10 protein-coding genes are annotated in these 11,716 nt (G+C 70.7%); 5 read left to right on the forward strand and 5 right to left on the reverse strand.

The annotated features are described in order from the left end of the window. Position 1: 1 nt before the first annotated feature. From ASF75_RS16295 to ASF75_RS16305, 3 genes are all read left to right on the forward strand, one after another. Entirely contained in the window at positions 2 to 280 is a 279-nt protein-coding gene (locus ASF75_RS16295; protein ID WP_056073059.1) for a hypothetical protein, read from the forward strand. Between the two features lie 154 nt (positions 281 to 434). Further along, complete coding sequence (locus ASF75_RS16300) at positions 435 to 2,336, forward strand: amino acid transporter (RefSeq protein ID WP_228499484.1); 1,902 nt, start codon at positions 435 to 437, stop codon at positions 2,334 to 2,336. Then, positions 2,333 to 3,340, forward strand: coding sequence for a DMT family transporter (locus ASF75_RS16305; protein WP_056073065.1), 1,008 nt, complete (start codon positions 2,333 to 2,335; stop codon positions 3,338 to 3,340). The genes ASF75_RS16300 and ASF75_RS16305 overlap by 4 nt, the downstream gene beginning before the upstream one ends. Positions 3,341 to 3,387: 47 nt before the next feature. On the opposite strand, the gene ASF75_RS16310 is transcribed toward ASF75_RS16305, so the two are convergent. After that, the gene (locus ASF75_RS16310) at positions 3,388 to 5,070 is read right to left on the reverse strand and encodes a long-chain-fatty-acid--CoA ligase (RefSeq protein ID WP_042541379.1); all 1,683 of its coding nucleotides are present in this window, start codon (positions 5,068 to 5,070) and stop codon (positions 3,388 to 3,390) included. A 95-nt stretch (positions 5,071 to 5,165) separates the two neighbouring features. Here ASF75_RS16310 and ASF75_RS16315 point away from each other — a divergent pair, with 95 nt between their 5' ends. Further along, the gene (locus ASF75_RS16315; RefSeq protein WP_056073068.1) at positions 5,166 to 6,077 is read left to right on the forward strand and encodes an oxygenase MpaB family protein; all 912 of its coding nucleotides are present in this window, start codon (positions 5,166 to 5,168) and stop codon (positions 6,075 to 6,077) included. A 187-nt stretch (positions 6,078 to 6,264) separates the two neighbouring features. Here the strand turns inward: ASF75_RS16315 and ASF75_RS16320 are convergent, their stop codons facing one another. From ASF75_RS16320 to ASF75_RS16335, 4 genes are all read right to left on the reverse strand, one after another. Beyond that, on the reverse strand, positions 6,265 to 7,296 hold the full coding sequence (locus ASF75_RS16320; protein WP_082509801.1) for an aldo/keto reductase: 1,032 nt from the start codon (positions 7,294 to 7,296) through the stop codon (positions 6,265 to 6,267). After that, complete coding sequence (locus tag ASF75_RS16325) at positions 7,293 to 7,859, reverse strand: TIGR03086 family metal-binding protein (protein WP_056073071.1); 567 nt, start codon at positions 7,857 to 7,859, stop codon at positions 7,293 to 7,295. The genes ASF75_RS16320 and ASF75_RS16325 overlap by 4 nt, the downstream gene beginning before the upstream one ends. Before the next feature lie 478 nt (positions 7,860 to 8,337). Continuing rightward, the gene (locus ASF75_RS16330) at positions 8,338 to 8,898 is read right to left on the reverse strand and encodes a YceI family protein (protein WP_056073074.1); all 561 of its coding nucleotides are present in this window, start codon (positions 8,896 to 8,898) and stop codon (positions 8,338 to 8,340) included. A 109-nt stretch (positions 8,899 to 9,007) separates the two neighbouring features. After that, a complete protein-coding gene (locus ASF75_RS16335) occupies positions 9,008 to 9,940 on the reverse strand; it encodes a hypothetical protein (protein ID WP_156463923.1) in 933 nt (310 codons plus the stop codon). 480 nt (positions 9,941 to 10,420) lie between these two features. Between ASF75_RS16335 and ASF75_RS16340 the strand changes: the two genes are divergently transcribed. Further along, positions 10,421 to 11,425, forward strand: a complete 1,005-nt coding sequence (locus ASF75_RS16340; RefSeq protein WP_056073081.1) for an aldo/keto reductase family protein — start codon at positions 10,421 to 10,423, stop codon at positions 11,423 to 11,425. The last annotated feature ends 291 nt before the right edge of the window (positions 11,426 to 11,716 follow it).

Here is an 11,716-nt window from a genome sequence, read left to right on the forward strand (position 1 = left end):
CATGACGAACGACGACACCACGAACGACGAGACGATAGCGCCGACGGTTCCGCCGGAGGTTCCCGACGGGCGCGGCCACCGGCCTGCACGCCGCGGTGCACGGTTCGGCACGATCCTGTGGGGCGTGCTGATGCTCGTGTTCGCCGGGGCGATGGCCGTGAGTGCGCTGCCGATGTTCTCAGTGGACACCACGACCCTGCTGCTGGCCGCCTGCATCGCCGCCGGCGTCCTGCTGGTCGTCGCCGGGATCGTGGCGACCCTGTCCCGCACACGGCGGTAGTGGGAGCGCCCCGTGCACAGGGTCGTCCGGGTGTGCGCGGGGGCCACCCGGACGGCTTAGCATCATCCTCGTGACCGCGACAGACGCCGAGCGGGCCGCCCAGCGCGACGCCACCGAGCAGCCCCTCGACCGCAGCACCCGCCTGCGCCGGTGGATGCTGCACGGGGCCGACCAGGGCGCCTCCCACCAGGGCCCGCACCAGGTCGAGGTCGAGAAGACCCACCCGTGGTGGCGGGTCATGTGCCTGACCGGCGTGGACTACTTCTCCACCCTCGGGTACCAGCCCGCCATCGCCGCGCTCGCCGCGGGGCTGCTGTCGCCGATCGCGACGATCGTCCTCGTGCTCGTCACGCTGTTCGGCGCGCTGCCGGTGTACCGCCGGATCGCCCACGACAGCTTCCGCGGCGCCGGGTCGATCATGATGCTCGAGAAGCTCCTGCCGTGGTGGGCCGGCAAGCTGCTCGTGCTGGTGCTGCTCGGGTTCGCCGTGACGGACTTCATGATCACGATGACCCTGTCGGCGGCCGACGCCACGGCGCACATCGCCGAGAACCCGTACACGCCGCACTGGTTCACCGAGATCCCGGTGCCGCTCACCCTGGCGCTGCTGCTCCTGCTCGGCATCGTGTTCCTGCGCGGATTCAAGGAAGCCATCGGCATCGCGGTCGGGCTCGTCGCCGTGTTCCTCGCCCTGAACGCCGTCGTCATCATCGTCGCGCTCTGGCACGTGTTCGAGAACCCGATGGTCGCCAGCGACTGGTGGTCCGGGCTGACGGCGCAGCACGGCAACCCGCTCGTCATGGTCGGCATCGCCCTGATCGTGTTCCCGAAGCTCGCGCTCGGGCTCTCCGGCTTCGAGACCGGCGTCGCGGTGATGCCGCAGGTCCGTGGCGACGCCACCGACGGCACCAGCGACCGACCCGAAGGCCGGATCCGTGGCACGAAGCGGCTGCTGACGGTCGCGGCGCTGATCATGAGCTCGTTCCTCATCACCTCGTCGATCGTGACGACGTTCCTCATCCCGCAGCGCGAGTTCCAGCCGGGCGGTGGTGCGAACGGTCGTGCCCTGGCGTACCTGGCGCACGAGTACATGGGCGGCGTGTTCGGGTCGATCTACGACTTCTCCACCGTCGCCATCCTGTGGTTCGCCGGCGCGAGCGCGATGGCCGGGCTCCTGAACCTCGTGCCGCGGTTCCTGCCCCGCTACGGCATGGCACCCCAGTGGGCTCGCGCCGTGCGTCCCCTCGTGATCATCTTCACGCTCATCGCGTTCGTGATCACGATCATCTTCCAGGCCGACGTCGACGCCCAGGGCGGCGCCTACGCCACCGGCGTCCTCGTGCTCATCACGAGTGCCGCGGTCGCCGTGACGCTGTCCGCGCGCCGCAAGCAGCAGCGCAAGCGCACCATCGCGTTCGGCGTGATCTCGGTCGTGTTCGTCTACACCACGGTCGCCAACGTCATCGAGCGGCCCGACGGCGTGCGGATCGCGGCGATCTTCATCATCGCGATCGTCGTGGTCTCGCTCATCTCGCGTGTGCGCCGCTCGTTCGAACTCCGGGCATCGTCGATCGAGCTGGACGCGACGGCCCGCCAGTTCGTCGAGGCCGACGCCGACCAGTTCAGCTCGATCTGCATCATCGCCAACGAGCCCGGTGCCGGCACGGCCGAGGCGTACCGGGCGAAGGGGCGCGAGGAACGTCGCGACTCCGGCATCCCGGCGCGCGTGCCGACGATGTTCCTCGAGGTCCTGCCCGCCGACTCGTCCGACTTCGAAGAGGACCTGGTGGTCGAAGGGCACGTCATCCACGGGTTCCGCGTGCTCAAGGTCCGCTCCGGCAACGTCCCGAACACCATCGCGTCGACCCTCCTCGCCATCCGCGACCTCGCCGGTGTGGTGCCGAGCATCTACTTCGAGTGGAACGAGGGCAGCCCGATCCGCAACGCCCTGCGCTTCGTGTTCACCGGTGCCGGCGACGTCGCCCCCGTGACGCGCGAGGTCCTGCGCGAAGCGGAACCCGAGGTCAACCGACGGCCCAACGTCCACGTCGCGTGAGCCGCGGACCGGGCGCAGGACGTGCCTCCAGGCCCGTCGGCGGCCTGGCGGCGATCGTGGTCGCCGCGGCGGTGTGGGGCACCACCGGGACCGCGACGCACTTCGCGCCCGGTGTGCCGGCGTTCGTGTTCGGCGCGGTGACCTTCGGCCTGGGCGGGCTCGTGCTCGCGGCGACCGCGGGCCGGGGCACCCTGCGAGCCGTGGGCCAGCGCCGGACCCGGGGCTGGGCCCTGCTCGGTGCCGTGTCGCTCGTGGTCTACGCGATCGCGTTCTACGCGGCCCTCGCCGACGCCGGTGTCGCGCTCGGCACGACCCTGGCCATCGGCTCGTCGCCCGTCTTCGCCGGCCTGGTCGAGTGGGTCGTCGACCGCAGGCCCGTCACGCGCCGCTGGCTCGTGGCCACCCTGGTGAGCGTGGTCGGCATGGTCGTCGTCACCCTCGCCCGCTCCGGGCACGGCGACGGCGGGCGATCGCTCGCGGTCGGCGTCGGCAGCGCCCTGGTCGCCGGTCTGACGTACGCGCTGTACTCGTGGGCGGTGGCGCGGGGGATGCACGCGGCGACGAGCCGGATGCCGATCGCCGTCGGTCGCGCCGAGGCCGACACCATGCGGGTCGGCGGCGACGTCGGGGTCGCTGCGGCACGGGCAGCTCGCGGGCCGAACGAGCGCGGGCTCGTCGGAGCGGTGTTCGGCATGGCCGCGGTGCCGCTCGTCGTGCTCGCCGTGGTGGCGGGCGGGCAGTTCCTGGCCGAGGCCGACGACTGGCCGGTGTTCCTGTACCTGGCGCTGGTGCCGACGGTCATCGGCCATTCGCTGTACGCGGTCGGACTCCGGTCGGTGACGGCATCGGTCGCGACGCTGCTGTCCCTGCTCGAGCCCGTCGTGGCCGCGGTGCTGGCGGTGCTCGTGGTGGGGGAGCACGTGGGACTCGACGGCTGGACCGGCATCGTGCTCGTGGTGGTCGGGCTGTCCGTGCTGGCGCTGCCCGCGCGACGCCTCAGCTGACGAGCAGCGGCGTCTGCGCCCTGCCGCGCCGCCCGGGCGCCGGCGCGTCAGCCGTCCAGGATCTGGTCGCGCACCTTCCGCCGCAGCACCTTGCCGATCATCGAGCGCGGCAGGTCCTCGACCACGACGACCCGGCGCGGCACCTTGTACGCCGCCAGGTGTTCGCGTGACCAGGCCCGCAGCGCCGCGGGGTCGAACGTCGACGGGTCCTTCGGCACGACCGCGGCGACGACCTGCTCGTTGCCACCCTGCGTGATGCCGACGACCGCGACCTCCTTGACGCTGGGGTGCTTGAGCAGGGTGTCCTCGACCTCGGACGGCGACACGTTGAAGCCGCCGGTGATGATGAGTTCCTTCAAGCGGTCGACGATCCGGACGTACCCGTCGGCGCCGATGGCCACGATGTCGCCGGTGCGGAACCAGCCGTCGGGCGTGAAGACCTCATCGGTGGCCTCCGCCTTGCCCCAGTAGCCGCGGAACACCTGCGGGCCACGGACCTGCAGCTCGCCGGGCTCGTCGACACCGAGCACCTTGGTGTCGTCGTCCGGGTCGACCACGCGTGCCTCGGTGGAGGACAACGGCAGGCCGATCGACCCGAGACGGCGCTCCGGGGAGACCGGGTTGGCCATCAGGACGGGGGAGCACTCGGACAGGCCGTAGCCCTCGACCAGGTAGCCGTCGGTCCGGGCCTCCCACGGTTCGACGATGTCCTGCGACAGTGGCATGGCGCCGGAGATGCCGATCTCGATGCCCTTGAGCGACACCTTCGCCGAGTCGGCGGCGTGCTGCAGCCGGGCGTAGATCGGCGGCACGGCCGGCAGGAACGTCGGCGGGTGACGCTTGATGGCGCTCAGGACCAAAGCGGGGTCGAACGCGGGGAAGAGCACGAGCCGCGAGGCCATGCTCATCGCGAAGGTCAGGCAGAGCGTCAGACCGTAGGCGTGGAACATCGGCAGCACCGCGTACACGACGTTGTCGCCGCGGCGGATCTGCGGCACCCACGCCCGGGCCTGGGCGGCGTTCGCCAGCAGGTTCCGGTGACTCAGGACCGCACCCTTCGGCGTCCCGGTGGTGCCGGAGGTGTACTGGATCAGTGCGACGTCGTCGGTGGCCGGGCGCGGGTGCCGCTTCGACAGCTTGCGGGTGTCGGCGACGTCGTCCCACTTCACCGTGCCACGGACCTTCGTCGTCAGCTTCGCGCGGGACTCGCGGGCCTTCGCGACCGGCAGCGCCAGGGCGAGCCGGGTGCTCCGGGGCATCGCACGGGTGATGTCGACCGAGACGATCGCGTCGAGGTGCACGTCGGCCGGGAAGTCCTGCAGCGTCGCGACGGACTTGTCCCAGGCGATGGCGACCTTGGCGCCGTGGTCCTCGAACTGGTGGCGGAGCTCCCGCGGCGTGTACAGCGGGTTGTGCTCGACCACGATCGCGCCGAGCCGCAGCACCGCGTAGAACGCCACGATGTGCTGGGGGCAGTTCGGCAGCACGATGGCGACGCGATCACCCGCCCCCACGCCGAGCTTCCGCAGGCCGTTCGCCGCGCGGAGGATCTGCTCCTCGAGGTCGGCGTAGCTCGTGGTGCGCTTGAAGAACTCGAGGGCGACCTGCCTGGGGAACTTCCGGGCCGACTGCTCGACCAGGTCGTACAGGGAACCGCTCTGTTCCTCGATGTCGTGCGGGACCCCCGGGGCGTACGAGGCAAGCCAGGGACGAGGCGTGTCGATGCTCACTCGACCAACGTAGCGGGCGACCCCCGTGCACCCTGGGAACGGTCGGCCCGCGCGAAGCCGAGTGCGTTCCCAGGGGCCGGACGGACGATGACGCCATGCCCTCCGTCTCCGACGCCCTCCGGTCTCGCCTCAACGACACGTTCACCGGGGGCGCGACGAGCAAGCCGGAGTGGATCGACGAGCTCGAGCAGGGCACCGACGCCGGGTTCTTCGGCCCGGGCTCCGCGACGTGGTCCGTGCACGGTGGCAAGCAGACGATCGTCGCCGGGGTCCGGGCGCTGCTCGTCCAGGCCCTCCACCCCGGGGTCCTCGCCGGCGTGGCCGACCACTCCCGCTACCGCGAGGACCCGTTCGGCCGCCTCGCCGGCACCATCCGCTGGATCTTCACCGTCTCGCACGGTGACACCGCCACCGCCCGCGGGGCCAGCGAGTGGGTGCTGCGCCTGCACGAGCGGGTCCGCGGCGAGTACGTCGACGGACACGGCACCACGCGGGACTACTCCGCCAACGACCCGCTCATGGCGCGCTGGGTCCACCTGGCCTTCACGGACGCGTTCCTCCGCGCCGCGCAGCGGTGGGGCGATCCGATCCCGGGAGGAGCCGACGCCTACGTGCGCGAGTGGGCGACCGCCGGCCGGCTCATGCGCGTCGAGGACCCGCCGGAATCCGAGGCGGAGCTCCGTGCCCAGATGAACGGGTACCTCGACCGTCGCGAACTGGCGGTGACGGCCCGCACCCGTGACGTCGTCAAGTTCATCCGGAACCCACCGCTCGCGCTGATGCTTCGGCCCGGCTACCAGGCCCTGTTCCAGGGCGCCGTGTCGACGCTGGACCCCCGCCACCGCTCGATGCTCGGCCTGCGGGCCCCGATGATCGGTCCTGTCGAGCTGCCCGTCAGCCGCACGGCCGGCCTGGTGCTCGACGGCATCGGAGGCGTGCTCGGCAACCAGACCGGCACGGAGCGCGCAGCGCTCGTGCGCATCGCACGACTCGAGCGCGGCGCGTAGCCGCTTCCAGGGATCGCCCGCGCAGGACGCCGTCGTCTTGTCGAGACGCCGCCCTGTCCGGCGGCGTTGCGCGAGGACGCAGGCGTGGTACCGACACGACGGCGTGTCGCGGGCCGTGGGGTGACGACGGACGGACGGGAGGAACGGGGCCAAGCCGATCCGCGCCTCCCGTCCGTCTGGTGGTGCGTCAGAAACCCGACGGCACCCGGGGCGTGTACGCGGACTCGAGTCGCGTGACCTCGTCGTCGGTGAGCGTCAGCGACGCTGCGGCCACCGCGTCGTCGATGTGGTGCTCCTTCGTCGCGCCGACGATCGGCGCGGAGACCGCGGGCTTGCCGGCGACCCAGGCCAGGGCGACCTGCGCCATCGGGACGCCGCGCTCGGCGGCGACGGCCTCGACCGTGTCGACGATCGCGCGGTTGGCGTCCTCGTCCTGCTTGTAGAGGGTCTTGCCGAACTCGTCGGTCTGCGCGCGCGAACCCGACCCGGAGGCGTCCCATGGGCGCGTGACGCGGCCGCGGGCCAGGGGGCTCCACGGGATCACGCCGACGCCGGTGTGCTCGCAGAAGGGGAGCATCTCGCGCTCTTCCTCGCGCTCGAGCAGGTTGTACTGGTCCTGCATGCTGACGAACTTCGTCCATCCGTGGCGTTCGGCGGTGTGCTGCATCTCGGCGAACTGCCACGCCCACATGCTGCTCGCGCCGATGTAGCGCGCCTTCCCCGCCTTGACGACGTCGTGCAGGGCCTCCATCGTCTCCTCGACCGGCGTCACCGGGTCGAAGCGGTGGATCTGGTACAGGTCGACGTAGTCCGTACCCAGGCGGGTCAGGGACGCGTCGATCTCGTGCATGATCGCCGCGCGGGACAGTCCGGCGCCGTTCCGACCAGGGCGCATGCGGTTGAAGACCTTTGTGAAGACCTGGACGTCCTCGCGCGGAGCCAGCTCGGCCAGGAGCGTGCCGGTGATCTCCTCGCTGCTGCCGTCCGAGTACACGTTCGCGGTGTCGAAGGTCGTGATGCCGGCCTCGAACGCGCGACGGACGAACGGGCGGGCCTCGTCGATGCCGACGCTCCAGGCGTGCGAGCCCCGGTCCGGGTCGCCGTACGACATCATGCCGAGGACGACGCTGCTGATCTCGAGCCCCGAGTTGCCGAGGCGCTTCGTGTCGGTGGTCATGCTGCTCGTCTCCGTGGTGGTGCCGCTCGTGTCGGTGGTCATGCCGACACTCTGGCATCGCGGCCTGTGACGGCCAGCAGGCGGACCTGCAGCGGGGTGTCCTCGGTGACGTCGACCGGGGGCGCGTAGAGGCCAGTCGCCGCCAGGTCTTCGATCTGCGGCTCGAAGTACTCCCACACGGCACGGACGAGCTCGTCGGGCAGGGACTCCTCGGTGCCGGTCGCCCGGGCGAGGTCCCACGTGTGGATCGTGATGTCGCTCGTCTGCTCGGTCAGGTACTGCGCGGCGGGCACGACGTCGGTGCTGAGGTGCACGGGGGTGTCCTGCGGGGCGTTCCGCCAGGCGTCGGTGGCTGCGGTGGCGAACCGGTGCCACTCGGCGACCAGGTCATCGCCGATGGGTTCGAGGTCGGCCTGCGCCTGGGCGTAGTCGCACCCGGTCAGGAGCTTCGGGATCCACCGTTGCTCGTCGACGACGTGGGCGACGAGGTCGCGGGTGGACCACTCGGAGTCGGGGGTGGGGGCGTCCCAGTCGGTGACGGCGGCGACGCGGCGGCCGAACTCGGCTGCCGCGAGGGCCTGCATCGCGATCCAGTCGGTGGCCATGGTGGTGCTCCTGTTCGTCGTGCGGGCGGTGCGGGCGGTGCGGGTGATGGTGGCGCTCGTGGTGCTCGTGGTGCCTTTCGTGCAACTCGGGGTTCGGCGTGCGGATTCCCCGGCGGCCCATGCGCGCCCCAGGGTACGCGGGCTCGCGGCCGCGGCGCGTGCCCCCGCCGGTCCCGCTCCCTCTCGTCCCGCTCCCGCTCGCGGTCCCGCGAGCGGGCGAAATGTCAGGAGCGCCACGGGGATCGGCAGGGTGTTTCGCCCGCTCGTTGGTGGCGCGGCGTGGCATGGGTGCACAGGCCGACGAGCGGGCGAAATGTCAGGCTCATGAGGGCGATGGTCCGGGCATTTCGCCCGCTCGTGGTCGGCAAAGAAGCGCGGGAACGACGAACGCCCCGACTCCGTCGGGAGTCGGGGCGTTCGTCTCGGGTTCGGGTGGTGCCGTTCGGTGCCCTCAGTGGGGCGACGAGTACGAGGAGGCTCAGGCCGCCTGGAGGACGAACTGGACGTCGAGGTTGATCGTGACGTCGTTGCCGAGCGTGAATCCACCGGCCTCGAGCGCCGCGTTCCAGTTCACACCGAACTCGGTGCGGTCGATCTTGGTGGTCGCCTCGGCGCCGAACTTGACCTGTCCGTAACCGTCGGTGGTGAATCCGCCGAGCTCAGCCTTGAGGACGACGGGCTTGGTGACGCCACGCAGGGTCAGGTCGCCCGAGATGTGCAGGTCGTCGCCCTTCGCCTCGATGCTCGTGGAACGGAAGGTGAGCTTCGGGTGCTCCTCGGTGAGGAAGAAGTCGCTCGTCTTGAGGTGCTGGTCGCGCTGCTCCTGACCGGTGTTGATCGACGCGACGTCGATGCTGGCCTCGACGGTCGACTCGAGCGGGTTCTCGGCGGTGACGACGGTGGCGTCGAACGTCTCGAACTTGCCCTTGACCTTGCTGATGGCGAGGTGGCGGACCGAGAAGGTGACCTCCGAGTGGGTCGGGTCGATCTTCCAGGTGCCGGTCTGGTAGCCGGGAACGGTGTCAGCGGTGAGCGTCATGGTGGTCCTTCTTCCGAACGAGAGTCTGCGGTGCGACGCGTTCCATGCGCCTGCATCGAGTTGATACTACGACAGTGTGCACCGTTTTGGTTGAAGCGTCAACCATTGTTCACCCAAGTGTCGCAAACCGCGTGTCGTGGGCTCCTCGGGCACCGACGTCGAGTAGCCGACGGATGCGGTTGACGAAGCGCTCGACTCCGTGCGCAAGGTCGTCCGCCGTCACCCTGACGAGCCACCAATCGACGTCCTTGAGGTGCTCACCGCGCGTGAGGTCCTTGCGGAAGCTGGCTGGATCGGTGCGGTGCAGATCGCTCTCGTACTCGATCGCCACCCTGGCCTCGGGGTACGCGAGATCCACGCACGCGATCCACTCCCCGTCGACGACGACATCGTGGTTGAGCGCGGGTTCCGGGAGTCCGCGGCGGAGCAGCGCCAGTCGTGTCCTGGTCTCTCCCGGCGACCGAGAACCCTGCCGGATCTCTTCGATCGCGAGGCGGAGCTTCACGATCCCGCGGATGCCACGTCGCCGACGGACAGCCAGAGCGAGTTCGTCGAGCGTTGCCCAGCCGAGCCACCCGACGAGCGCGTCCCCGGCGACGATGAGTTCGTCGAGCGTCAACATCGAGCCGAGCGCGACGAAGGTGTCGGCAGGTGTGGTGAGCGGCACACCTCGGGCGATCGTCGCCCGGACCGACCCGTACCGCGCTCGATGGCCGACCGTGCCACGAACCCGGAGCGCTTGGTCGGTGCCGATCGTCGTGACGTGCAACCGCTGATCACGTTCGAGGCGACGGGGGAGGGGGACGCCGATGACCGCTGCGGCGGTGACGTGACTGAACACCTGATCGGGGCGGAGTCGAGGAGCGAGTGCCCGAGCACGTTCGTCCACGGATTCCGGGGGGAACGCGGACCGGATGCCGTGGAACGGTCGGACGAGGTCGCGTGCGTCGAGGCGACCACGCGAGACCCCGCGGTGCAGCGCGTCCCGCACCCGGAAGGAAGCGTCACGGAGTGCCATCGGGAGCCGGCGTCTGGCGGTCATCTCCACATCGTGGCCGCGAGCTGACGGTGCGGACGGGAGTAGCGCCTCCATTGTGGATCGTGACCGCGCTCGTGCGGTTGTGGAGGGATGGCGACACCGTCGAACGGGCGAAACACCGGGCGCATCCCGCCGTCGCACACCGGTGTTTCGCCCGTTCGCGGGGCTCGCGGGGTTCGCGGGGCTCGTCGGCGGGGCCGTTGGACGCTCGGGAACTGCCTCCCGAGGGATCGCCCGAAGCGCTCTCACGGCGAGCGGGCGAGATGTCCCGGTGCGTCGTCGAGCACACCTGGGCATTTCGCCCGCTCGCCGATCCTGCTCGCCGATCCCACCGCCCGTCCGCGCCGCCTGGCCGCGCCGGCCGGCCGCGCCGCCCGGCCGCGCCGCCGCGCCGCACCCGCACCCGCACCCCCGCCCCACCCGCGCCCGACAGGCACTCGCGGGACCCCTCACGTGCGCGCTCACTCCAGTAGCGTCGGGACCATGGAATTCAGGTACCTGGGCAACTCCGGACTCAAGATCTCCGAGATCACCTACGGCAACTGGCTGACGCACGGCTCGCAGGTCGAGAACGACGTCGCCACCCAGTGCGTTCGGGCAGCGCTCGACGCCGGCATCACCACGTTCGACACTGCGGACACGTACGCCAACACCGCCGCCGAGACCGTCCTCGGCGAGGCGCTCAAGGGCGAGCGGCGCCAGTCCCTCGAGGTCTTCACGAAGGTCTACTGGCCGACGGGCCCGAAGGGGCACAACGACGTCGGCCTCAGCCGCAAGCACATCATGGAGTCGATCGACGGCTCGCTCGAGCGGCTGCAGACCGACTACGTCGACCTCTACCAGGCGCACCGCTACGACTACGAGACCCCCCTCGAGGAGACGATGCAGGCCTTCGCCGACGTCGTCCGTCAGGGCAAGGCGCTCTACATCGGCGTCAGCGAGTGGACCGCCGAGCAGATCCGCGCCGGCGCCGCACTCGCCAAGGAGCTCGGCTTCCAGCTCATCTCGAACCAGCCGCAGTACTCGATGCTGTGGCGGGTCATCGAGGGTGAGGTCGTCCCGGCCTCGAAGCAGCTCGGCCTGTCGCAGATCGTCTGGTCGCCCATCGCGCAGGGCGTCCTGACCGGCAAGTACAAGCCCGGTCAGCCCCTGCCCGAGGGCTCGCGTGCCACGGACGAGAAGGGCGGCGCCGACATGATCAAGCGGTTCATGCGCGACGAGGTCCTCGAAGCCGTGCAGCGCCTGCAGCCCGTCGCGGACCAGGCCGGCCTCACGCTCGCGCAGCTCGCGATTGCGTGGACCCTGCAGAACGAGAACGTCGCCTCGGCGATCGTCGGCGCCTCGCGTCCGCAGCAGGTCACCGACAACGTCAAGGCCGCCGGCGTCAAGCTCGACGCGGACGCCCTCGCGGCGATCGACGAGGCACTCGGCGACATCCCGGAGCGCGACGCGTCCAAGAACGTGTCCCCGTCGTCGCGCCCCGCGTAGACGCGACCGACCGGCGGACGGGAGGCCCGGTGCCAGCTGGCACCGGGCCTCCCGTCCGTCCCGGTGCGGGTGCACCCCGCCGTCACCCAGACGAGGACCGGTCTCGCTGATCAGGTTCGCAGCGCGCTCTTCGGAGGACCGCAGCCGCCGTTCGGTACATTCGGGTGGAGCACGAGGAGCACCATGAGCGAGACCCTGGTCATCATCCCGACCTACGACGAAGCCGAGAACGTCCGGCCCATCGTCGAACGCACGCTGGCCGCGACGGACGACACGGTGCACGTGCTCGTC

The organism is Curtobacterium sp. Leaf154 (genome assembly GCF_001424595.1).
Classification (GTDB): Bacteria; Actinomycetota; Actinomycetes; order Actinomycetales; family Microbacteriaceae; genus Curtobacterium; species Curtobacterium poinsettiae.